18 protein-coding genes and 7 pseudogenes are annotated in these 23360 nt (G+C 61.0%); 14 read left to right on the top strand and 11 right to left on the bottom strand.

Going from position 1 to position 23360, the window contains the following annotated elements; genetic code table 11:
- Nucleotides 1-73: 73 nt before the first annotated feature.
- From tnpC to FNL56_RS07670, 3 pseudogenes are all read left to right on the top strand, one after another.
- Nucleotides 74-1595 (top strand): annotated as a pseudogene (tnpC, locus tag FNL56_RS07680) (IS66 family transposase).
- Nucleotides 1596-2252, top strand: a pseudogene (locus tag FNL56_RS07675) (transposase); the annotation flags it as partial.
- A gap of 52 nt (nt 2253-2304) precedes the next feature.
- A pseudogene (locus tag FNL56_RS07670) lies at nt 2305-2684 on the top strand (IS30 family transposase); the annotation flags it as partial.
- An 11-nt stretch (nt 2685-2695) separates the two neighbouring features.
- Here the strand turns inward: FNL56_RS07670 and FNL56_RS07665 are convergent.
- Nucleotides 2696-2953: pseudogene (locus FNL56_RS07665) on the bottom strand (transposase); the annotation flags it as partial.
- 566 nt (nt 2954-3519) lie between these two features.
- Here FNL56_RS07665 and FNL56_RS07660 point away from each other — a divergent pair.
- The gene (locus FNL56_RS07660) at nt 3520-3774 is read left to right on the top strand and encodes a hypothetical protein (RefSeq protein ID WP_143572262.1); all 255 of its coding nucleotides are present in this window, start codon (nt 3520-3522) and stop codon (nt 3772-3774) included.
- A 48-nt stretch (nt 3775-3822) separates the two neighbouring features.
- Here the strand turns inward: FNL56_RS07660 and FNL56_RS28260 are convergent, their stop codons facing one another.
- Nucleotides 3823-4011, bottom strand: coding sequence for a hypothetical protein (locus tag FNL56_RS28260; RefSeq protein WP_168204624.1), 189 nt, complete (start codon nt 4009-4011; stop codon nt 3823-3825).
- Between the two features lie 131 nt (nt 4012-4142).
- Between FNL56_RS28260 and FNL56_RS28255 the strand changes: the two are divergent.
- Both FNL56_RS28255 and FNL56_RS07650 read left to right on the top strand, forming a co-directional pair.
- A pseudogene (locus FNL56_RS28255) lies at nt 4143-4300 on the top strand (IS5/IS1182 family transposase); the annotation flags it as partial.
- A gap of 149 nt (nt 4301-4449) precedes the next feature.
- Nucleotides 4450-4698: a phasin family protein gene (locus tag FNL56_RS07650; protein WP_168202874.1), complete on the top strand. Its 249-nt coding sequence runs from the start codon at nt 4450-4452 to the stop codon at nt 4696-4698.
- Nucleotides 4699-4806: 108 nt separating this feature from the next.
- Here FNL56_RS07650 and FNL56_RS07645 read toward each other — a convergent pair.
- From FNL56_RS07645 to FNL56_RS07610, 8 genes and pseudogenes are all read right to left on the bottom strand, one after another.
- Nucleotides 4807-5400: pseudogene (locus FNL56_RS07645) on the bottom strand (hypothetical protein); the annotation flags it as partial.
- Nucleotides 5401-5436: 36 nt separating this feature from the next.
- Nucleotides 5437-8745, bottom strand: coding sequence for a carboxyl transferase domain-containing protein (locus tag FNL56_RS07640; RefSeq protein ID WP_143577668.1), 3309 nt, complete (start codon nt 8743-8745; stop codon nt 5437-5439).
- Nucleotides 8746-8820: 75 nt separating this feature from the next.
- The gene (locus FNL56_RS07635) at nt 8821-10536 is read right to left on the bottom strand and encodes an AMP-binding protein (protein WP_143577667.1); all 1716 of its coding nucleotides are present in this window, start codon (nt 10534-10536) and stop codon (nt 8821-8823) included.
- Nucleotides 10537-10559: 23 nt separating this feature from the next.
- On the bottom strand, nt 10560-11435 hold the full coding sequence (locus tag FNL56_RS07630; protein ID WP_143572259.1) for an ABC transporter permease: 876 nt from the start codon (nt 11433-11435) through the stop codon (nt 10560-10562).
- Nucleotides 11432-12388: an ABC transporter permease gene (locus FNL56_RS07625; protein ID WP_143572258.1), complete on the bottom strand. Its 957-nt coding sequence runs from the start codon at nt 12386-12388 to the stop codon at nt 11432-11434. Before FNL56_RS07625 ends, FNL56_RS07630 begins: the two co-directional genes overlap by 4 nt.
- 61 nt (nt 12389-12449) lie before the next feature.
- On the bottom strand, nt 12450-14003 hold the full coding sequence (locus tag FNL56_RS07620; RefSeq protein WP_143572257.1) for an ABC transporter substrate-binding protein: 1554 nt from the start codon (nt 14001-14003) through the stop codon (nt 12450-12452).
- Nucleotides 14004-14020: 17 nt separating this feature from the next.
- Nucleotides 14021-15061, bottom strand: coding sequence for an ABC transporter ATP-binding protein (locus FNL56_RS07615; protein ID WP_143572256.1), 1041 nt, complete (start codon nt 15059-15061; stop codon nt 14021-14023).
- Nucleotides 15061-16110, bottom strand: coding sequence for an ABC transporter ATP-binding protein (locus tag FNL56_RS07610; RefSeq protein ID WP_143572255.1), 1050 nt, complete (start codon nt 16108-16110; stop codon nt 15061-15063). Before FNL56_RS07610 ends, FNL56_RS07615 begins: the two co-directional genes overlap by 1 nt.
- A gap of 329 nt (nt 16111-16439) precedes the next feature.
- On the opposite strand from FNL56_RS07610, the gene FNL56_RS07605 reads away from it, so the two are divergent.
- The 3 genes from FNL56_RS07605 to FNL56_RS07595 all read left to right on the top strand — a co-directional run bounded on the left by FNL56_RS07605 (nt 16440) and on the right by FNL56_RS07595 (nt 19947).
- Complete coding sequence (locus FNL56_RS07605) at nt 16440-17228, top strand: GntR family transcriptional regulator (RefSeq protein WP_143572254.1); 789 nt, start codon at nt 16440-16442, stop codon at nt 17226-17228.
- Nucleotides 17229-17861: 633 nt separating this feature from the next.
- Entirely contained in the window at nt 17862-19181 is a 1320-nt protein-coding gene (locus tag FNL56_RS07600) for a site-specific DNA-methyltransferase (RefSeq protein ID WP_143572253.1), read from the top strand.
- A gap of 7 nt (nt 19182-19188) precedes the next feature.
- On the top strand, nt 19189-19947 hold the full coding sequence (locus FNL56_RS07595; RefSeq protein WP_143572252.1) for a DUF5681 domain-containing protein: 759 nt from the start codon (nt 19189-19191) through the stop codon (nt 19945-19947).
- A 54-nt stretch (nt 19948-20001) separates the two neighbouring features.
- On the opposite strand, the gene FNL56_RS07590 is transcribed toward FNL56_RS07595, so the two are convergent.
- Nucleotides 20002-20754: an HNH endonuclease gene (locus FNL56_RS07590; protein ID WP_143572251.1), complete on the bottom strand. Its 753-nt coding sequence runs from the start codon at nt 20752-20754 to the stop codon at nt 20002-20004.
- A 136-nt stretch (nt 20755-20890) separates the two neighbouring features.
- Here FNL56_RS07590 and FNL56_RS07585 point away from each other — a divergent pair, with 136 nt between their 5' ends.
- The 5 genes and pseudogenes from FNL56_RS07585 to FNL56_RS07565 form a co-directional block, all read left to right on the top strand.
- On the top strand, nt 20891-21136 hold the full coding sequence (locus tag FNL56_RS07585) for a helix-turn-helix domain-containing protein (RefSeq protein WP_143572250.1): 246 nt from the start codon (nt 20891-20893) through the stop codon (nt 21134-21136).
- Between the two features lie 175 nt (nt 21137-21311).
- On the top strand, nt 21312-21533 hold the full coding sequence (locus tag FNL56_RS07580) for a hypothetical protein (protein WP_143572249.1): 222 nt from the start codon (nt 21312-21314) through the stop codon (nt 21531-21533).
- Between the two features lie 85 nt (nt 21534-21618).
- Nucleotides 21619-21990 (top strand): DUF3489 domain-containing protein, encoded by a 372-nt coding sequence (locus FNL56_RS07575; protein WP_143572248.1) that lies wholly within the window; start codon nt 21619-21621, stop codon nt 21988-21990.
- Nucleotides 21990-22565 (top strand): DUF2924 domain-containing protein, encoded by a 576-nt coding sequence (locus FNL56_RS07570; RefSeq protein ID WP_143572247.1) that lies wholly within the window; start codon nt 21990-21992, stop codon nt 22563-22565. The genes FNL56_RS07575 and FNL56_RS07570 overlap by 1 nt, the downstream gene beginning before the upstream one ends.
- Nucleotides 22555-23268 (top strand): annotated as a pseudogene (locus tag FNL56_RS07565) (recombinase family protein); the annotation flags it as partial. The gene FNL56_RS07570 and the pseudogene FNL56_RS07565, both read left to right, overlap by 11 nt.
- Nucleotides 23269-23360 lie beyond the last annotated feature (92 nt).

Here is a 23360-nt window from a genome sequence, read left to right as displayed (position 1 = left end):
TGGCACTGCGACGAATTGAATCAGTCGCGTCGGACGTGTCGCAAAATGTCGGTAAATATGATCTGATTTGATCATGCCGCGCGACGCATTGCCCGATGATTCCGAGACGCTGAAAGCGATGCTGCTCGCCGAGCGGGCGCAGAACGATCGGCTGCGCCAGATCATCAGGGACCTGCAACGCCACCAGTTCGGCCGCCGGGCGGAGACGCTGCCCGAGGAGCAGATGCTGCTCGGTCTGGAAGAGGTTGAGCAGGCGGCGGCGCATGACGCAGCAGAAGCTGAGCAGGCGGCACCGGCCGCACGACAGGCGGGAGCTGCGAAGCGACGGGCCAATCGCGGCGCGCTGCCGGCGCATCTGCCGCGGATTGAGACCACCATCGACATCGACGACAAGACCTGCCGCTGCTGCCAAGGCGCGTTGCACCGGATCGGGGAGGACAAGAGCGAGCGGCTGGATATCGTGCCGGCGCAGTTCCGGGTGCTGGTCACGATCCGGCCGAAATACGCTTGTCGCCAATGCGAAGATGGCGTCTTACAGGCCGCGGCGCCGGCGCGGCTGATCGAGGCGGGCTGCCAACCGAAGCCACCATCGCCCAGGTGCTCGTCTCCAAATATGCCGACCATCTGTCGCTCTATCGGCAGGCGCAGATTTACGCTCGACAGAGCGCCAACCTCGACCGATCCACGCTGGCAGACTGGGTGGGCCATGCCGCCTGGCATCTGCGTCCGCTGCACCAACGCCTGCTCGACAAGCTCAAAGCGCGGCCCAAACTGTTTGCCGACGAGACCACGTTGCCGGTGCTGGATCCTGGCCGCGGTCGCACCAAGACCGGATAATTGTGGGCCTATGCCGCCGACGATCGGCCATGGAACGGATCCGATCCGCCGGGCGTGGCCTATGTCTACGCCCCAGACCGCAAGCCGAGCGGCCGATCGCCCATCTCGACAGCTTCAAGGGCATCTTGCAGGTCGATGGCTATGCCGGCTACCGCCGGCTGGCCGAGCGCGGCGACGTGCAACTGGCATTCTGCTGGGTCCATGTGCGGCGTAACTTCTACAAGCTGGCCACCCCCGGACCTGCGCCGATCGCCAGCGAAGCGCTACAGCGCATCGCCGCGCTGTACGCGATCGAGAACGACATCCGCGGCCGCAGTGCCGTGGAGCGTCAGATTGTGCGGCAGCAGAAGAGCCGCCCGCTGATCGACGCATTGGAGCCATGGCTGCGCGCAAAACTCGGGCTGGTCAGCCAGAAGGGCAAGCTCGCCGAAGCAATCCGCTATGCGCTGTCGCGCTGGGAGGGCCTGACCCGCTTCCTCGACGACGGCCGCATCGAGCTCGACAATAACGCCGTCGAGCGTTCCATCCGCCCGATCACGCTGAATCGGAAAAACGCCTTGTTCGCGGGCTCCGACGGTGGTGCCGAGCACTGGGCAACCATCGCCTCCCTGATTGAGACCTGCAAACTCAACGACATCGATCCGCTTAGCTATCTAACCGACGTCCTCAGCATGATCGCCAACGGTCACCCCAACCGCGATATCGAAGCGCTATTGCCGTGGGCCTACATAGAGCAAGACCTCAGAGCCGTGGCCTGAGGACGACGCTTACGGCTCAGCGGACATAGCCGAGGGCTCGTCCGTCGGATTCTGCGGGGGCAACGATCCGACGTGTTTCGTATTCGAGAGAGCTCCCTCGAACGTCATCTGCAATGGCTCGATGCGCAATGGCTTGCCGGTCATCACAATGGTGCCGAGCTGTGGCGCCGCCTCAAGACGCGAGGGTTCAGAGGCTCACTGCGGGTCGTTGCAGAATGGGCGACACGTCGCCGGCGCGCAGAAACGGTCGATGACCAGGCGCTGCACCGACTGCCGTCGGCCAGAACCGTCGCTCGGCTGATGACCACCGGCCGCGATACGCTATCAAAAGCGGAGACCGTGACTGTCGCGGCGGTAGAGTCCGGTGTTCCTCAGCTGGTCGAAGCGCGTGAAATCATCACGGCGTTCCATGCGAAGATCCGCAAGAAGTCTCACGCAGACCTTCAACCCTGGCTAGAGCGTGCAACCGGCAGCCTGGTCGCGTCGTTCGCCAACGGCGTCACCAGGGACAAGTCCGCGGTCAGCGCTGCAATAACATCGGCATGGTCCAACGGGCAGACCGAAGGGCAAATAACAAAACTCAAGCTCGTTAAGCGTCAGATGTATGGACGCGCCAAGCTCGACTTGCTCCAAGCCCGACTAATCGGCGCTCCATGATCCGCCTGCACCAAAATTGCGTCAGAGCCAATATTGCAGGCCGAATGACAGTCATGGCGCGGAGGCCGTTCGCGACGCGATCGCTCGTACCGTCGTAACTTTGCCCGAACAACTCCGTCGCTCGCTGACCTGGGATTAGGGAGCCGAGATGGCACAGCACGCCCGATTGAAAATCGATGCTGGCGTGCAGGTCTACTCTGTGATCCGCAAAGTCCGTGGCAGCGAGGAACGAACGAAAGTAACAACGGATTGCTGCGGCAGTATTTTCCCAAGGGGACCGATCTCAGCGTGCACGGCACCGACACGCTTGCTGCTGTTGCCGAGACCCTCAACACTAGACCGCGCAAGACGTTCGGCTGGAAGACACCCGCGGAGGCGCTTGACCGGAACCTCCAATCCGCTAACCATGGCCCTGTTGCGACGACCGATTGAATCCGCCCGGCTTTTTTTGGGATGTCGCGTTCAGCCTTCAGTTTGGCAACCTCGCGCCTGAGACGCGTAATCTCCTGCTGCTCCGGCTTCATTTGACCTTGGCCGGGAAACACATATTGTGGGTCGTCGGCGAACTTCTTGACCCATTCACGCAGCTGCGTCGGATGAACGCCGAGGTCTTCGGCAGCCTGGGCGTAGGACACGCCCCGATCCTTGATCAGCTTGACCGCCTCAAGCTTGTACTCTCGCGTAAACTTCCGTCTCTCCATCACACACCTCCAGCTCCATAAAACACTTAACTTGGTGTCTTCGGAACCGGGTGCAGCTCACGACAGACCCATATCGGCAAGACGCATAGTGGCTCCGCAGGGTTTCCATTGCCTAAATTTCGCGGGCGATCATCACTTCAACTGAAGCCGGCACTTGAAGCACAACGTTTATCTGAGGCTGCGCCTCGTAGGAGACGAAGCATCAATTTGCATAGGGATCACTGGCCCGAAATGGCGTTTGCTAAAGATGCCCGAGGCCGCATGAAACGAAAAAAGCCGCGCCACCCCGAAGGATGACGCGGCCCTTTTCAGGCTTAGCTGACCGTTTCCGGACCACATGGGCCGACCAGTAACCAAGGATTTTGGGTACTGGCCTAGTTCGGCCCTCAGTGGCCTATTTTGATTTTGGCAGTGGCCTAGTTTGAAATGGCCCATCCAGTCAGCGTCGTCACGCTTAGTTTCAAACCTCCGCGGCAGAGCGGATAACAGCAGAATTATTGTACGGAACCGGACATGAATAGAAACATTATGCCGGTGTCGAGATTCCTCGGCATTGGAGAGAAGTAATGTTTAAAGCAATACTTGGAGTTGTTGCGGTGTCGGCTTTGTTTTCGATTGCGCCAGCCTCGGCGCAAATGATGGATTGCACTGATGCGAACATGACGAAGGCCAGCGCCGACATGGACAAGATGCCGTCCGGCGAAAAGAAGACCATGGCTATGAAGGAGATGACCATGGCGAAGGACATGATGGGCAAGAAGGACATGGCTGCTTGCAAAACGCACATGAATAAAGCCATGGAAATGGGAATGTCCAAGTAAATAACGAATTGCCACTGAGAGGCCGCCTCAGTGGGCGGCCTCTTTCATTTAGTACTGAGGCGGCTTGATCGCTGTGGCGTTCGCGCCGTCGTCATCGTCCGGGCCTTCATCCTGATCGGCCAAGATTTCCTTGTCGATCTGGAGATTCTGGATCAGCGGGTCGATCTCCTTGACGCCGATCGGGCCGGACACGATCAGGCGAAAGTTAGCCCCCTTCGCTGCTCGACGGGCTGCCACCTGCCAAGGCTCTCGTCGCCGACCGCGGCTACGACGCCAAGACCATCGTCGAGATGGTGCACCAGCACGGCGGAGAGCCCCACATTCCGACCCAGCGCGACCGCAAGGTTCAGCGTTCGGTCGATCCCGGGCTCTATGGCAACGCAATCTGATCGAGCGGTTCTTCTGCAAACTCAAACACTTCAGACGCATTGCCACCCGCTTCGACAAACTCGCCAGAAACTTCCTCGCCGCTGTTCTCATCGCATCGACCAGGCTTTGGCTCAGAGCTTATGAGTCCACCACCTAGTTCCGCGACGGTCGATGTGAAACTGCAAGTCCCAGAAGTACCGCTTTATGTTGCGTCGCACAATTTCTTTTGCTTAAGGCGTAAGCATGTGCCAGAACAAGTTTCAGTTGCACGGAGATGGCTCTGGCAATACTAGAATGGGATTTCCAATGACGGATTTTACTAGCGTCCAAAAGAATTTCGCGGCCATCGCTACAGCACATTCCGATTATGCAAAGTCTTCTATGGAAGCAGGCAAGACCTACTTTGAAAAGCTCGCGACCTTGAAGTCCCCGCAGACTTTTATGGAAGCGACTAGTGAATATACCAAGTCCGCATACGAAAATTTTGTCTCCGAAGCGACCAAGATTGGCGACCTTTACAAAGAGGCTTTCAAGCCGGTCGCCCCTAAAAGTTGAACAACTACCGACGGTGAACGAGAAACCCGCCTTTTTGGCGGATTTTTCTTTGACTACGTTTCTGTCTGACCGGATACGCTTCGGCTACACGTTTGCTCGATGGGTTGCGTAATAGGACGACGGCTCGGTGATGACCTTCAGCTTCTCGGACAGCGAGAACGGATATAAATCTCCCATGTGCTGATCGACATCCATTCGCACCACCTGCGGCGCGGTGGTCATGCCCACCGTGACGTCGCGCAGGATGACAGCGTCGGTCAGCGGCTTCAGCTCCGTCAGCCGGATATCGAGCGCCGACGGCGGCGCATCCAGCCCGACAGAGACGCTACCGCGCAACACCTCGGTGCCGTCGCGCTTCAGCATCCGGATCGCGCCATACTGCTTGCCGCTCGTCGGCTTCTCGACGGTAGCCTGAACCGCCTCGCCCTCATATACGACGCTTCGGTAGTGCGCCGAAATGCAGCCGGTCTCGAACCATTGCCGCCCCCACACCCGCTCGCACAGCGGCGCGAACTGGCTGAAATGCGTCGGCCCCTCGATGGTGCCGCCCTTGAAGCCAAGCTTCTGCGCCGTCGCATCGTCATGGATCGATGCATGGGAATCGTAGACTTGCGCGTTGAGCATCTGGCGCGGCCGACGCCACGGACCAATCAACGCGTCCGCCGTGTCTTCGATTTCCGTTTCGAATGCGTCTGATGTCATCACGGTTACTCCGTCAGGGTCGATCAAGCGTGTGTCTTACCAGGTATCGATGTTGGGCCGTTTGCGGCCCACTCGCTCCGGCGGCTTCGGTACGGAACGCAGGCCGGCCATCACCCAGCGTCGCGTCTCGGCGGGATCGATGACGTTGTCGATTTCGAAGACCGACGCGATCGACGTCGCCTTTCCGCTGGCATAGAGCTCGGCGACCTTCTTCTTGTAATAGGCCTCGCGCTCGACCGGATCGGCAATCGCCTCCATTTCCTTGCGGAAACCGAGCCGGACGTAGCCTTCCAGCCCCATGCCGCCGAACTCGCCGGTCGGCCACGCCGCAGTGAAGAACGAGGCATGGAAGCCGCCGCCGATCATCGACTGTGCGCCGAGGCCGTAGCCCTTGCGTAGCACGATGCCGAACAACGGCACCGTGATGCTGGCGCCGGTCACGAACATGCGCGCGACGTGACGCACGATCGCGGTCTTTTCGGCTTCGGGCCCCACCATGAAACCTGGCGTATCGCACAGCGAAACGATCGGAATGTCGAAGGCGTCGCAAAGCTGCAGGAAGCGCGCCGCCTTGTCGCCGGCATTGGCGTCGATGGCGCCGCCGAGATGCTTGGGGTTGTTCGCGATCAAACCGAACGGCTTGCCTTCGATCCGGATGAAGGCGGTCACCATGCCAATGCCGAACTCGCGACGGATCTCGAGCACGGAGCCTTCGTCGGCAATCAGGTCGATCACCGCGCGCATATCATAAACTCTCAGCCGGTTTTCCGGGATCGCGCGCCGCAGCAGCCTTTGATCGGGCGCGCGCCAGTCGGCAACCGGCCCCTGGAAATACGACAGGTATTTCTTGGCAACTTCCGTTGCCTCCTCCTCGTCCTCGACGAGAATATCGACAACACCGTTGGGCGACTGGAACGACACCGGCCCAACCTCAGCCGGATGATAGACGCCGAGGCCGCCGCCCTCGATCATGGCTGGCCCGCCCAAGCCGATCGACGCGTTCTTCGTGGCGATGATCACGTCGCAGCAACCGAGCATCGCGGCGTTGCCGGCGAAGCAATAGCCGGAGACCACGCCGATCACCGGGACCAGTCCGGAGAGTTTCGCGAATTGCACGAAGGACGGACCGTCAAGGCCGGTCAGGCCGAGCCGGTCTGTGTCGCCGGGACGGCCGCCGCCACCTTCGGCGTAGAACACCAGCGGCAGCCGCCATTGCTCGACCAGAGACAGCATGCGGTCGATCTTCTTATGATTCATGTGGCCCTGAGTGCCGGCCAGCACGGTGTAGTCATAGGAGATCACCATGCAGCGCGCGTCGTGCTCGCCGAATTGCGCGGCGTTGACCGTGGCGACGCCAGAGACCAGGCCGTCGGCCGGCGTGTTCTTGATGAGATCGTCGACCGCCCGTCGGCGGCGCTGGCCGGCGATCGCGAGGCTGCCATACTCCATGAAGGAGCCTTCGTCGACGAGTTGTGCGATGTTCTCGCGCGCGGTGCGCTGGTTGGTCTTGCGGCGGCGCTCGACCGATTGCGGACGGTTCTCGTCATAGGTATGAGCCTGGCGGGCCAACATCTCGGCGAGGTCCGGCCGGATATGATCGAGGTCGACCTCAGCCTCCTCGGCCGCCAGGTCGCCAGCAACGTCCTGCGGCTCGATGTAGAGAATGGCGTTGCCCTGCATCAGCGTGTCGCCATCGGCGGCGGCGATCAGCACCACGCGCCCGCCCTGCTGCGCGGTGACCAGATGCTCCATCTTCATCGATTCGATAATTGCCACTTGCTGACCGGGACGCACCACGTCGCCTTCGGCAACGGGGATTGACACGATCGTGCCCTGCAACGGCGCAGCTACCGCCACAGCGCCCTCGGGTGCCGCGCGCACAACGTCCGCAGACGCAGTGACCAGCGCGGGGGCACTTATCGCGGCGAACAACGGCGTGCCGGTGGCTTGAGCAGCGCCGACCAAAGCCGCCACGTTGCGATCGATGAAGCTGGTGCTGATCTGGTTGGCCTTGAAATCGGCATTACCCAGGATCGCCTGGATGAACGAGATATTCGTTGCAACCCCCTCGATGCGGAACTCGCGCAGCGTGCGCGCGCCCTTGGCGACGACGTCTGCCCACACGGAGGGCGTATGAACAATGACCTTGGCCAGCAGCGAGTCGAAAGCCGCACTCGTTTTGTAGCCGGCGTAACCGAACGTATCGACGCGCACGCCGGGACCCGACGGCGGTTCGAATACGGCGAGCGTGCCGCCGGTGGGCTGCGTCGCACCGGTCGCGTCCATCGTCTCCATGTTGATGCGCAATTGCATGGCGAAGCCGCGCGGGCTCGGCACCGCGGCCTGATCTAGGCCAAGCGATGCCAGCGTGGCGCCATCGGCCACCGCAAGTTGCGAACGCACCAGATCGATCGACAGCACTTCCTCGGTCACCGTATGCTCGACCTGCAGCCGCGGATTGGCCTCGATAAAGGCGAAGGCGCCATCGCCGTCGCCTGCTTCGTTATCGACCAGAAACTCGAACGTGCCGAGGCTGTCGTAACTCGCTTCCGCGGCCAATTTCTTGGCGGCATCCAGAATTCGGCCACGCAGCGCGTCGGAAAGCGACGGGCTCGGCGCCACCTCTACCAGCTTCTGGTGGCGGCGCTGCACGCTGCATTCGCGCTCCCAAAGATGACTGATGTGGCCGTGACGATCGCCGATGATCTGCACCTCGATGTGCCGCGCATCGCGGATCAGGCGCTCGACGTAGACGCCGTCGCTGCCGAACGCCGCCTTCGCCTCCGACTGGCAGCGCGCATAGGCGTCGTCGAGATCCGCCGCATTCTCGACCATCCGCATGCCGCGGCCGCCGCCGCCGGCCATCGCCTTGATCATGACCGCGCCCTTGCTGCCAAGCGAGGCAAAGAAGGCCTTGACCTCCTCCAGCGTCGAGGGGCCCGTGGTGCCCGCGATGATCGGCACACCGCAGCGCATGGCGAGGTCTTTAGCCGCGACCTTGTCGCCAAACAGTCGCAGTGCTGAAGGCGACGGGCCAACAAAGGTGATCCCCTCCTCGCCGCAACGACTCGCGAGTTCGGCGTTCTCACTGAGAAATCCATAGCCGGGATGCAGCGCGTCGCAGCCCATCGCCTTCGCCGCTTCGACGACGCCTTCAATATCGAGATAGGCCCGCGCACCGCGCCCGGGAACTTCCCTGGACTCATCGGCGATGCGCACATGCAGTGACATCGCATCATCGGCCGGATAGATCGCGACAGTCGCGAGGCCCGCATCGGCGGCGGCGCGCGCGATGCGAATAGCAATCTCGCCGCGATTGGCGATCAAGAGCTTGCGGAAGGGCATTGAATTCTCCGTGACAACAGACGCGGTCGGGGTAGCGGCATCCGCCGCTCCCCCGTGGGACATGGCGAGTTTCGACTAAAGGGGCGCGCTGGCGTCGAGTTCCTGCTTCTTCACCTTGCCGGTGGCGGTCATCGGCAGTGCTGTGATGAAGCGGACTTCCGGCACCTTGTAGACGGCCATCCGTTCGGCGCACCACGCCTGCACCTCTTCCGGGGTGATGGTACCGATCATCTCCGGCTTGAGCTGTATGAAGGCGACCGGCACCTGCCCCTTGCTGGCATCCTCGCGTCCGACAACGCCGGATCCGAGAACCTTGGGATGTTGCCCGAGCAGCGCCTCGATCTCCGGTGGAAATACGCTCATGCCCTTGACCTTCAGCATCTCCTTGCGGCGGCCCAGAAAGTGCAAGAACCCTTGGGGATCGATGGTGCCGATGTCGCCGGTGCGCAGCCAGCCATCGACCAGCGCCTCCGCGGTCGCCTCCGGCTTATTCCAGTAGCCCTTCAGCAGCGACGGCGTACGCACGCGAATTTCACCGTCGCTGCCAAGCGGCACGAGGTCGCCTGTCTCGAAGTCCGTGATCTTGAACTCCGCGCCCGGCACCGGCAAACCGACGAAGATCGGCCGCGAGGTCAGGTCATAATCGTCCCCCTGAAAGCCTACCGTGAACGTGTTCGAGGTATGGGTTTCGGTCATGCCCCACGATGATTCCGTAAGGATCGTTCCCGTGAGGTCCTTCCAGCGTTTACGGTAGTCGGGATTGAGCTTTTTCACGAACGAAACGACGCGCACCTGATTGAGCGACGACAAATCGAATTCCCCGAAACGCGGATGCTCCATCAGCTCGATGGCGCCGTCGACCGGCATCGCCGTGACGTTGACCTTGTAGCGATCAATCGCCGACAACGTGCCGACCGCGTCCCAGCGCGCCAACAGAACCAGAGTGGCGCCGGTGAACAACGGAAAAATCAGGCCGAGATTTTCGCCGGCAATCCAGAACTCCGGAAAGAACGACAGGAAGACACTGTCTTCGTTCGCAACGACGGAGATGCCGTGATTGGCCGCCGCGGTATAGACCATGTCGCCCTGGGTATGCACGCAGCCCTTCGGCATGCCGGTGGTGCCGCCGGTATAGTTCAGCGCGGCGACGTCATCGAGCGACGCCGGCGGCAGCGGCTTCGGCGCAGGCATGGCCGCCAGCGCGGGCAGCAGATCGGTGGCGCCAGGCACAGGGACGCGCGGCGCGCGCACCGATTCCGGCACCGGAATAGTGGGCGCCTCCGGAATCACCTCGGCAAGACTGGTGACGATTACATCACGCAGCTTGGTCTCGCCCCTGACCTGCGCGACCACTGACGCCAGATGGTCGAGCGCGACGATCACCTCGGCATCGGTATCGTTCAGTTCGTAGGCCAGTTCGAAGGCACGCGACAGCGGGCTGACCGGCACATGGATCGCACCGAGCTTCAGGATGCCAAAGAACACGATATGGAATTGCGGGCAGTTCGGCAGGAATACGGCGACGCGGTCGCCCTTGCCGACGCCCTTCTGCATCAGCAGCGCCGCAAACCGATCGCTCTGCGCATCCAGCTCGGCATAGGTGGTGACGTGGCCGTAAAAGATCACCGCGGGGTGATCGGGCCGCGTCTTTGCCCAAGCCCGCAGATATTCGGTCAGCGGGATCTCGCCATGCGGATATTGTGGCTTGCGCGGCGTTCGCTCGGGCCATGCCTTGTCCCACAGGTCATGCAGGGCAGCGAGATAGTCGGCTTCCTCGGTACTTGCGGTCATGACCGTCTTCCTTCTTGATTGGATCAGTTGCGCTTCATGGTGGGATCGAGCGCGACGCGCAGCGACTCCCCTAGCGTATTGAACGCCAGCGCCGTAACGAGGATGGCGATGCCCGGCGGATACATCTGTTCCGGTGCGATCTCCATGTTCTGATAGGCACGCGCGAGCATTGCGCCCCAGCTCGGGTCCGGTGACTGGATGCCGAGCCCGAGAAAGCTGAGGCTCGCCTCCGCCAGCAGCGCCGCGGCAAGCAGCAGCGTCACCTGCACGATCACCGGCTGGATCGCGTTCGGCAGAACGTGGCGCCACAGAATGCGCTTGGTCGATCCGCCGAAGCAGCGCGCGGCATCGACGTAAAGTTCGTTGCGCACCACCAGCGTGCGGGCGCGGACCAGCCGCGCCAATTGCGGAGCGAACACGATGCCGACCGAGATCATGCCGTTGGTGAGCCCGATGCCCAGCGCGCCGGTGACGGCGATGGCCAGCACGATCGCTGGAAACGACAGGAAGCTGTCGATGATGCGGCTGATCACGGTATCGACCCAGCCGCCGAGATAGCCGGCGAGGATGCCCACCGGCACGCCAATCAGAACGGCAATGATCACCGCGAGGAAGCTCGCATAGAGAGAAGCCATGCCACCATAGATCAGTCGGCTTAGCGTATCGCGGCCGAGATCGTCGGCGCCGAGCCAGTGCTCCGCCGACATCGGCGCCATCGCGGCGTCAAGGTCCTGCGCCGCAGGCGCATAGGGCGAGATCCACGGGCCGAGTAGCGAAATCAGCAACAACGTGACCAGCATAGCCAGGCTGAGCGCACCGCGAATGTCGTTAACGAGCCAGCCCGCAAAGCCGGAGAGACGCCCGGGCCGGCGCCCGGCGGGGATGCCGGTGTCGGTCATGAGGAGATCCTCGGATCGAGCACGCTATAAAGAATGTCGGTCAGGAGGTTGAGCGTGACGACGATCAGCACCATGGTGAACACCACGCCCTGAACGACGGGAAAATCCCTGTGCATGGCGGCGTTGACGATCAGCCCGCCCATGCCGGGAATCGCGAACACGGCCTCGACCACCACGGTCGCCGCAAGCATGCGGTTTGCCAGCAGGCTGACAACGGTGAGCAGGTTGACGCTCACGTTCTTCAAGCCGTGGCGCCACAGGATCGACGACGGCGGCAGACCCTTGGCATGCAGCGTCCGCACCTGCTGGGAAGAGAGGATCTCGACCAGCGAGGAGCGAAGCTGCCGCGCCACTTCAGCGACCCCGCCGGACGCCAGCGCCAACGCAGGCAGGATGGCGTGGCTGAGCGCAGCCCACGGATCCGTCATCAGCGATACCGCGCCGGTCGCCGGCAGCCAGTTCAGTTGCAGCGAAAAAAACGCAACCAGCAACATGCCGAGCCAAAAGTTCGGCACCGCGACGCCAAGTGACGCGATCGCCATCACGGCACCGTCGATCCACGAGCCCGGCTTGACTGCCGCGGCAATGCCGAGCGGAATCCCGATCACCAGCGCCGTCAGCAGTGCGAGCGACACGATCAACAGCGTGTGAGGCAGGCAGCGCTGGATCGAGGTCAGCACCGACTCGTTGGAGATCAACGAATGCGCCAGATCGCCATGCGCGGCTTTCCACAGCCACGATCCGTATTGCAGGAAGAACGGCTTGTTCAGACCGTAGAGCTCGCGGATCTCGGCGATGCGCTCGTCGGACGCATTGTCGCCGGCCAACGTCACGGCAACGTCACCCGGCACCAGCTTGAGCAGGCCGAACACGATGAAAGTCGACAATACGACTACGGGGATCGTCTGCAGCAGGCGCCGGCCGACGATGCGGAAACGTGCGGAATTCAACATGCAGATTTTACATCCGAATGAGGCGCCGCGAGATCGCGGCGCCCAGAGATTAACCGAGGATCTACCCGAGGGAGATGTTCTCGAACTTCGGCTTGCCGAGCAGGTTCGGCGAGAAGCCCTTGACCTTGGCCGACAAGGCATCAAGCTCGAACTGGAAGGCGAGCGGCGCCGACAGGGCGTTTTCAACCGTGAAACGCTGGATCTTGGCGAACACTTCGGCGCGTTTGGCGAGATCCTCGCTGATGCGGCTTTCTTGGATCAGTTTCGAAAGCTCCGGGTCACCGGTGCGCCCGGCATTGTAGTATGCGCCTTTGTCGAAGCTCAACCCGTAGGTCATGCTCGGGTCCGGACGACCGGTCCATGCCGACACAAGGAGGTCGAACTTCTTCTCGGTAGCGAAGAACTGCGCGCTGATTTCGGCGATCGTCCCTCGGGTGAACTTGAGACGGATGCCGGCCTTGCCGAGTTGGTCCTGGATCACCTCGCCGCGGCGCACGGAATCCTGATCCATGTAGCCGCCGATCGTCAGTTCGAGGCCGTCCTTGTATCCGGCCTCGGCGAGCAGTTCGCGCGCCTTGTCGGGATTGTGCGGATAGGTCCCCGCCACATCCTTGTTGAAGGCCCAGTGCGAACTCGGCAGCGTCATGCGGGCGGGCTCGCCCAGTCCGCTCAAGGTCGCCTTGACGAAGGCATCGCGGTCAAGCGCGAAATTGATCGCCTGGCGGACCTTGAGATTGTCGAGCGGCGAACGGCCATAGTTGAGGTAGAGCTGGATGCAGTACAGCGTCGGTGAACTTACGACGGAAAGGCTCTTTGCGCGTTCGATCACCGGCTTCAGCCGCGCCGGCAACTGGAACGCCATATCGTTCTGCCCGGCCACCACGGAGCGCAACGCCGTGGCGTTCTCGGGAATGATGTTGAACTCGATGCCATCGAGATAGGGCCGGCCCTTCTGCCAGTAATCCTCGTGACGTGTCACCACGATGATTTCGTTGTCGTTCCAACGAACGAATTTCCACGGGCCCGCGCCCACCGGCTTGCGATCGGTGTCGTTGCCGAGCGCCTTGATGTTGGTCGGCGACACCATCATGCCCGCACGATCGCTGAGGATCGCGGGCAGCGCGGTATCCGGGTTCTTCAGCTTCAGGGTGACCTGCAGCGGGCCGGTCACCTCGACCGCTTCGATGCTGGACACGTCGGGCTTGATATTTGAACGCTGGTCGGTGCGGCTACGGTCGAGGTTGAACTTGACCGCCTCGGCATCGAGCGGGGTTCCATCGTGAAATTTGATGCCGGCCGTGATGTCGAGCACCATGATCTTCGGATCGGGAAACGACCACTTCGCCATGCCGGGCTTCGGCTTCAGCGTCTCGTAATCCCAGATGACCAGCGTGTCATACATCGTCCACAGGATGCTGTGATCCGAACCGGCGCCGCCGGTCGCCGGATCGAGCGAGGACGGATTGGCGGGCGCTGCGACCTTCAACACGCCGCCCTTCTTGGCGTCCTGCGCCAGCGCCGGCAATCCAAGCGCGCCAGTCGCCGCGGCGCCGCCCATCAGCGCGAGAATATCGCGGCGACGCAACGTCGCGTTCCCGAGGTCGATCGTTCGCATGGTGTCTCCTCCCAGTTTTATGATGCGCGTTGCGCTTTTTGATTGTCGGGCGGCGGCCCGTCGGCCGTCGCAAAGTGGCAGGCCACACGATGACCCGGTTTCACCTCGCGCCAGGCGGGCATTTCCTCCGCGCAGCGCGGCTGCACCGAGGGGCAACGCGTACGGAAGCGACAGCCCGAGGGCGGCGAGACCGGGCTCGGAATCTCGCCTTCCAGGATAATGCGACGATCGACGCGCATGCTTGACGGCAGCGGGATCGGCTCGGCCGAAAGCAACGCCCGCGTATAGGGATGCAGCGGCCGCTCCACGACATCCTTCGCGTCGCCAAGCTCCATCAGCTTGCCGAGATAGGTAACGGCGATGCGGTCCGAGATATGCGAAACCACAGCAATGTCATGGGTAATGAAAACGTAGGTCAGCCCAAATTCGCGCTGTAGGTCGGCGAACAGGTTGAGCACGTCGCCGCGGATCGAAACGTCGAGGGCTGCCACAACCTCGTCGCAGACGATCACCTTCGGCCGCAGCGTCAGCACGCGCGCGATATTGACGCGCTGTTTCTGGCCACCGGATAACTGATGCGGATAGCGGTCCGCTACCTCGGGGGCGAGGCCGACGCGCTCCAGCACCTTGATGCCGCGGCGACGACGCGAAACATGGTCGCCGTCGCCCATGATCTCGAGCGGCTCGACCACACTGTCGATGATCGTCATGCGCGGATTGAGCGCCGCGTTCGGATCCTGAAAGATGATCTGGTAGTCGCGGCGATGTTTTCGAAATGCGCCGGTGCCGAGCGTCGCCGGATCGGTGCCGTCATGCAGGATATGGCCGTGCGTTGGCGGCAACAGCGATACCAGCGCGCGCCCGAGCGTGGTTTTTCCGGAACCGGACTCGCCGATCACGCCAAACGTCTCGCCGCTGCGTACCTCGAAATCCATCCCGTCGATGGCCTTGACCGTGTCGCGCCCGTCACGCGTCGGAAACAGGATGCGCAGGTCCCGCACCGCAAGAACCTCGCGGCGGTCCTTGACGACCGGGTTGTCATGCGTAAGCGACGACATCAGTTTACCGCCCCTGGCAATTCGAGTTCGGGCGCGCGCCAGCAACGTGCCGCACGATCCTCGTCGATATCGAGCAGGAGTTGCTCCTGCTCACAGCCTGCGATGGCATGCGGGCACCGCGACCGAAACCGGCAACCGGGGGGCATGGCGCTAGGCGACGGCACGCGGCCCGGGATCGACGCGAGGACGCCACGGCGCTGGCTGAGCCCCGGCAGCGAGCGCAGCAGGCCGGACGTATAGGGATGCCGCGGTCGCGTCAGCACGTCATCGACCGGCGCATCTTCCACGACCTCTCCAGCATACATCGTGATCATGCGGGTGCAGGTCTCGGCAACGACGCCCAGATCATGGGTGATGAAAACCAGCGCCGTTCCCGTCCGTTCGCTGAGCGAGCGCAACAGGTCGGTGATTTGGGCCTGCACGGTGACGTCGAGCGCCGTGGTGGGTTCGTCGGCGACAAGAAGCTTAGGCTTGCAGATCAGCGCCATCGCGATCATGACCCGCTGCAACATGCCGCCCGACATCTGGTGCGGATATTCGTCGCAGCGACGCTCCGGCGCGGGAATGCCGACTTCGCGCAGCGCGGCGATGGCACGCTCGCGCCCTTCCGCCCGGCTGACCGGGAAATGCGTACGGTAGGCTTCGCTGATCTGTTCGCCGACGGTGAAAACCGGATCCAGCGCGCTCATCGGCTCCTGGAAGATCATCGCGATGTCGCGACCGCGCACCGCGCGCAGTTGGCGCGGCGACAGCGTCGCAAGGTTGACGCCGTTGAACAGGATATCTCCCTCGATGCGGGCGGATGGTGGCAACAGTCGAAGCAGCGACAGGCCGGTCACCGTCTTGCCGCAGCCGCTTTCGCCTACAAGCCCAACGCGCTCTCCGGGTGCTATCGAGAAACTGACGTCTCGCGTGATCGACAGCGCATTTCGGCCCGTAGCAAAAGACAGCGAGAGATTACGTACCTCGAGGAGCGACACCGCGTTGACTGACGCCTGAGCTGCGTCAGCTGGCAGGGCGGTTAGAGCAATATCGGCAAGGCCTGTCATTGCGGCACGTCCAACCGGCGTCTTGCAACATCCATAAGGCGACAAGTGCGCAACAAGGCCATAAGCCGGCGCGCGGGGTTGGCCGCGGCGCTCCCGGTCAACGATGGGTTTGGCGACGCAAACGTCAGAGCTGACGTCATCTCCATGTTCACCTCCCTGGCGATTCCCGATCTTGTGCCGGGAACGTCGATCGCAGCCCGGCTTTGGCCGGAGTCTTGCGCGTCAGCCCAACGATGAAACGGCATGAACTGTCAATTGTCAACAATAGACTAATGCGCTAAAATGAACCATATGATGGATGAGCAGACATCAGCGACCGGGAGGAAGTCATGGACGCGACGCTCCGCACGCCATTGACGGGCCACGAGGAAGATCAGGCAAAGCGGTTTGAACCGCGCACGCTTCCCGATCAGGTCGCGGAAGAACTCGGTGCCGAAATCGTGTCAGGCCGGCGCAAAGCCGGCGATCGACTGGTCGAACTTGATCTGGCGCGCGACTTCGGCGTCAGTCGCGGGCCAATCCGCGAAGCCATCCGTATCCTCGAGCGCCGCCGCCTCGTCGATGTTCGTCCGCGCCGTGGCGCGTATATCCGGCCCTTGTCGCTGAAGTCGGTTGCCGACCTGTTCAATGTCCGGGCCGCGCTGTCGATGCTGGCGGTGCGCACGATGGCGACCTCGCCGGTCGAAAGCTTTGTCGACACGCTGGAGCGCCGTTGCGACGAACTGAAAGCAATGGTGGAGGTCAATGATCCTGTCGCCTTCGCGTATATTACGACGCGCGCCGTGAAAACGATCGCGCGCGGTTCGGGGAACGAGTTGCTGGTCGAGCTTCTCACCGATCTCGCAAATCAGACGGTCTGGGAAACCATCTGGAAGACGCCGCTGGATTATCAAACGGGTGACATCCGCCGCATGAGTGCCGACCTCATGGTCGCAACATTGAGGACCATACGGCAGCGCAAGCCGAACGCAGCCGTGACCCACCTCGGCCAACTCCTCGAAGGCGACCGAGACCGCGCGCTGGCCACACTGTCGTTGCTGCGCGGGGAGTCGTTCGATCTCACCGCAATCTCGCCGGTCGACGGACAAGAGCCCAAGCTCTCAGAAGCTGGCAGGTAAGAGCGAGATTAACTTGGGATTCTAAAGACGGACGAATGCACCAAGTTCGATGCAGCGTGCGGAGAGTTTTCTGGAAACAGATCCCGATGGCCGCTTGGCGCCGATACTGTTGAAAAAGTCGAAAATTGATCGACCTCAAAAATCTTGCCAAAACCCGCGTTCAGTCTCATCCGTCGTTGGACGCTGCTTCTGCCAACTCTCGATGACCCGTGATCGATTTTGCGGGATGCGATGCGGTCCCTCAGGTCACTATGAGCGAGGCACACCAGCGAGGCTAGGAAATTTCGAACCGGAGCGGAAAGCGACTTTTTCAACAATATCCGCCATGAGCCGCCGTTCCATATCGCTCCATTACGCGAATCTTTACTCACGCAAAGAGAGTAAAGATCATTCGTTGCACCTTTTAGAAAGAACTTGTATCGTAGGTTTGTAAGCCACAGTGCGATAGCCAACGGCTCCGCTGCTAACTCGCTTACCAGGTCTGCCGGCAATGCCGGGCCCCCTTCTAATTCGCGAGCGAAGCGCTCCGATAAAGAAGCCGTCGAGCCGCAATGCGTGGCGATGAATTCGGGCTGACTTTCACCCTTTGCAATTAACTCGCAGCGCAGAGCCTTCTGCGCCGAAGGAGCGGTTATGTCTGCCATCACCTATAAGGCTGAGACGTCAATTTTGGCATTGACCCTGAATGAGCGGAATGCCCGTACGCACTCCAAGAAGCAGCTGGGCCAGATTGCCCGCAGCATCGCCGAGTTCGGCTTCACGAACCCGATCATTGCCGACGAACACGGCGTCATCGTTGCCGGTCACGGAAGGCTGGAGGCTGCTCGGAGCCTTGGGCTGAGCGTTGTACCGGTCATCACCGTGACCGGTTTGTCGGATGCCCGCAAGCGGGCGCTTATGCTGGCGGATAACAAGATTGCCGAAAATGCCGGCTGGGATCGTCAGAAGCTGGCTTTTGAGATTCCCGAACTTAGCGCACAGCTCGAGATTGAGGGCAGCGATATCACGCTAACGGGTTTCGATATCCCCGAGATCGATCAGCTGATGGTCGACTTCGGCGGCCCCGAGCGCGACCCCGACGACGAATTTCACAATGTCATTTCGAAGCCGATTAGCCGGCTTGGCGATCTTTGGCTTCTCGGTCCTCACCGCTTGCTGTGCGGAAATGCCCGGAATGAGACGGATCTTGATCGCCTCATGGGTGGTGCGTGTGCGTCGATGGCCTTCCTGGATCCGCCCTATAACGTCTCGGTTGCCAGCGTTGTTGGCCGCGGGAAGACGAAGCATCGCGAATTCGCCGAGGCCTCCGGCGAGCAGACGCCCGCGGAATTTCGCGAGTTCTTGACCTCTTGCCTGTCCAACGCAGTGCGGGTCTCAAGCAACGGCTCTCTTCATTATGTGTGCATGGATTGGCGAAACCTCGCTGAACTGACGATGGTCGCGAATGGCATCTATGGTGCTCACATCAATACGGCGGTCTGGACCAAGACCAATGCCGGCCAGGGTAGTTTTTACCGCAGCCAGCATGAGGAAATCCTGGTCTTGCGGGTTGGCGATAAGGGGCACTTGAACAACGTTGAGCTGGGGCGCCATGGTCGTTCCCGCAGCAACGTTTGGCCGTATGCCGGCGTCAACACCTTCCGCAAGGGGCGCATGGACGATCTGCGCGATCACCCTACCGTTAAGCCCGTCGCACTGGTGAGCGACGCGATGCGGGACTGCACAAAGCGTCGCGATATTGTGCTCGATACGTTTTGTGGGTCAGGCACGACCATCCTGGCGGCCGAGCGCGTTGGCCGGCATGCCTATGGCCTGGAACTTGATCCCGCCTACGTCGACACGGCTATTCGCCGTTGGCAGGCAATTACTAAAAAAGATGCGGTCCACGCCGACACCGGCGTTACGTTCGACGAGTTGGCGCCCGAGCGGCTTGCCGCTCTCAACGTTCTGTGAGCGCGCCATGAAGAAGAAGGGCTCCAGAACGCCGCCGACATCCAGCGATTACGAAGTCGGTTATGGGAAACCGCCGAAGGACCATCAGTTCAAACCGGGAAAGTCACCGAATCCGAACGGTCGGCCAAAGGGCGCGAAGAACAAGGACCCTGCCCCGGACGACCTTGCGCAGATTTTTGAGGAAGAGGGCGCTCGGTTTATGGCAGTCAAAGACAATGGAAAGGAGACATCGATGCCGACGGCGCGCGTAATTGTTAGGAAACTGAACCGTCAGGCAGCGAGCGGTGATACGCGCGCTCAGAAAATTGCACTTGAAGGCCTGTCCCTTGCTCAGGAAAGGCGCGCGAAAAAGAAGGCGGAGCGCTTCGCGCTGGCTGTAGAATATAAGATGTCTTGGGAAAAGCGCTTCACGGAGGCTGGAACTCGCAGGTTAAAATTGCCGCCTGGGTGTCCTCACCCTGATACGATCGTGCTCGATTTCGAAAAGGAGGAGTATGCGTGCATTTCAACCACGCCGGACGAAGACGAATTGTTGTCTCTCATGCTCAGCCTGCTCAAATGGTGGCAGACGATGATGAATGACATTCTGGCCTCCGATACGAGTGACACCGATCTGCGTGATACCCACGAGGAGCTGAAGTTCGTCTGGAAGATGATTGGGACTATTTCGCGGTCTCTTGGTTTACCGTGGGACATCGATTTTCGATCAGAGGTCGACGACGACAGGATCAAGGCGCTGAAAACAAAGCTGCTCGGTAAGAAATAGACATGGCAAGTGATGCTGACATCAGCGGCGGCGCTTAAAGCGCCGCCGAATCTTCTATAACAGACCTGCATTTTTGCGGATCACCTCGATCAATGGTGCTGTCACGAAGCGCTTTGCTTCGGCCTCCAAAACTGTGCGCTTCCGAGCAGACGCACTTTTCGCCTTTAGAAACTTTGCCAGTGTATTTTCATTGTCGCGCGTGCATTTCAGCAGTTGCTTGTATATTTTCCCCCATTTTTCATATGGGGCAGAGCAAAGGCTAAGCATCAAATTTATATCTTCGGCATCTGGGAAACGCACAAGCCCTCGTGATTCGAACGAGGAAATTGCGCTAGTCATTTTCTTCCAGGTTTCGATCCGCTTGCGGGCTGAGGTCAACCAATACTCGCGGTCGCGCGTTGCGTCTACCTTGGCAAGGTCATTCTGGATGGCAACCATCACATTGTAGATCGCTCTATTGAAGTACCAGTCGGGGGCCGTGATATTCTTATGGCTGTTCAGTAGCGAGGCTTGCTGGGATGAAAGCTCTCCGTGTGTAAAGTAAAAGATTTCGGTCGGTGCGCCCTCGCTGAAAAGATATTGGCAGTCTGATCCATTGTTGAGCTTCTTGCAGTTGTAGAAAAATGAAGCGCAGACCAGATTTTCTAAGGTGTCCTTTCCACCTCGCGACTTCGGTTTGACATGATCGACCCAGTCGGCGTGCGAAAAAGGCGCCGTGCCATGATCGAGATACCAGACGGAAAGACCGGAAAACGAACAGATAGCTTTATCACGTGCGAATACAGCGGCTCTGAGTGCATCGTTCATTGTACGCCCAAGTTTGTGCCAGCCCAATTGCGTGGTCGACGCAGACAATAATGCTTGTGGGCCGCACTATCCAGTTTTGGGATAATCCTATTCTAGGATCAAATTTGCCGCCGCCAATTCCCGGCCCTGGCGGCGCATGCAGAAGTCCCTCAAATCGGCGGAATACGCCCGGCTTATCGCCATGCTTGTTGCTGTGCGGGAGAATGCCGGCGTTCGACAGCAGCCATTGGCCGCGAAGCTCGGGAAACCTCAGTCCTTCATCGCAAAATACGAGGGTGGAGAGCGCCGGATCGACCTGATCGAATTTATTGCCATTGCTCGGGCCCTGGACGCCGATCCTGTCAAGCTGCTTAAGGCCTTCGTGGCGGGCGAACCGACCTAGAAGGTGGCTGGCAGACCCAGGAAGTCGGTTCGCTAGCCGTGGGGATGGGTTCAGCGGCGTTTTCATCGATCATTTCATGATCGGGCGGAGCCAGTAAGAGCCACAAGATTGCTCGACAATCGCTCGACTTTCGGCGGCACCAGAGCGGTACTACGTCCAGTTCAGGGAGGACGCCATGGACCGCGCAGCAATCGACCCCGCCTTTAAATTCATCTTGAGCGAAATCGCCATTCGACTGGCCGATGCGGCCCGCATCGGCAGGGCCGCCGACATCTGCGCTGCCTCGGGCAGCGTCACGGAGGGCATCACTTTTTCCATGGAGATCGACCAGATGCTCTACGAGGCTGGCCGCCTACATGACGCCGCCTCGTTGATTAGCCGGCTCAGCCGAGAGTAAGCAGGTCTAGTTTGGCTCTCCTTGGCCCCGCCATCGCGGGGCTGTGTCGGTGGCAGCGGATGCTGTCGTCGAACAGGAGAGCAAGATGGCCACCACGGCAAATAAGAAATCAGCCCCCGCAAAACCGGCTCATGCGATAGCAAACCCCAGCCGTTCGGCCGCTAAGAAACCGGCATCGGCAAGCAAAGCCCGCCCGACCAAGCCCCCGTCTCCCTCCTCCGCTTCCCCAGCAAAACCGGCCGCCATCTCGTCCAAGCAGCAGAAGGTCCTGACCATGCTCGGCCAGCCGACGGGCAGCACCATCGCTGCGATCATGAAGGCCACTGATTGGCAGCCCCATTCCGTGCGCGGATTTCTGGCCGGGGTCGTGAAGAAGAAGCTGAATCTCAAGCTTTCATCGGAGATGGTTGACGAGGTCCGGGTCTACAAGATCGCCAAGCCGGTCGGTCAGCGGTGATGCCGGTGACCAACGCCAAACATCGCGATCCAGCAGTCGAGGCCGAGCTAGATCGGCTCCCGGCCGTGCCGATCATCCAGTTGCGCGGCCGTTACCGGGAGCTGTTCCGTACCGATCCGCCGCAGGCATACGGACCGGATCTGCTCCGACGCAGCATCGCCCAGCGCATTCAGGAGAGGGCATATGGCGGTCTTCCCCGCCCCGTCCAGCGGCAGCTCGACCAACTGATCAAGTCCTATGCCGCGAAGCCGACCGGCAAGCTCGTGCTGCCTCCACGCATCAAGGCAGGATCAACCCTCGTGCGCCAGTGGAAGGGCAAGAGCTACCGGGTGACCGTGTTGGCGGACGGCTTTGCCTTTGACGGCCAGATCTACGGCAATCTCTCGGAAGTCGCTCAGTTGATCACCGGCACCCGCTGGAACGGGCCGCGCTTCTTCGGTTTGCGGGTCAAGCAGGACGTCAAGGAACCGTCGGTGCGAAAGCCACCGCTCGGCGGCGGCAGTGACTACCGGAAGCGGAACGTGGAACTGGCAGAGGTGAAAATCCGCATCAAGAAGCGTCGCCATGGCCTCTAGCCCGATCAAGCCGCTCCGCTGCGCCATCTACACCCGGAAATCGACCGAGCACGGGCTGGACCTCGAATTCAACTCGCTCGATGCCCAGCGTGACTCCTGTGAGGCGTATATAAAGAGTCAGGCCTCGCAGGGGTGGCGGGCCCTCGCCGAGCGCTATGACGACCCCGCTTACTCGGGTGGCAATCTTGACCGCCCGGCACTTCAGCGACTGCTAAAGGACGTCGACGCCGGAAAGGTCGACGTCATTGTCGTCTACAAGATCGACCGGTTGACACGCTCGCTCGCTGACTTCGCCAAGCTGGTCGTGGCTTTCGATGCCAAGTCGATCTCGTTTGTGGCCGTGACGCAGCAGTTCAACACGACCTCTTCCATGGGACGGCTGACGCTGAACGTGCTGTTGTCTTTCGCCCAATTTGAGCGGGAGCTGTCGTCCGAGCGTGTCCGGGACAAGATCGCGGCGAGCCGGCGGAAGGGCAAATGGACCGGCGGCACAGTGCCGCTCGGCTACCGGGCCGTGAACAAGAAGCTGGTCATCGACAAGGATGAGGCCGAAACCGTCCGCACAATCTTCAAGCGCTATCTGGAGCTGGAGAGCTTCGCCAAACTGGTCGCGGACCTGAATGCCCGGGGCATCGTGACAAAGCGCCGGACCACCAGAGTCGCCAAGTACAACGGCGGCATTCCGTTCACCTACGGTCCGCTCGTGTAGCGCGTCAATCTGGATGGGAAGCGCGACAATCAGGATGGCAATTTAGCGGTCGCGGCGTGGGGATGATTGTCGCGGCCTGACGATAA

Origin of the sequence: Tardiphaga sp. vice304, from assembly GCF_007018905.1 — a bacterium.
Lineage (GTDB): Bacteria > Pseudomonadota > Alphaproteobacteria > Rhizobiales > Xanthobacteraceae > Tardiphaga.
This window is presented reverse-complemented; position numbering and strand designations above follow the sequence as displayed.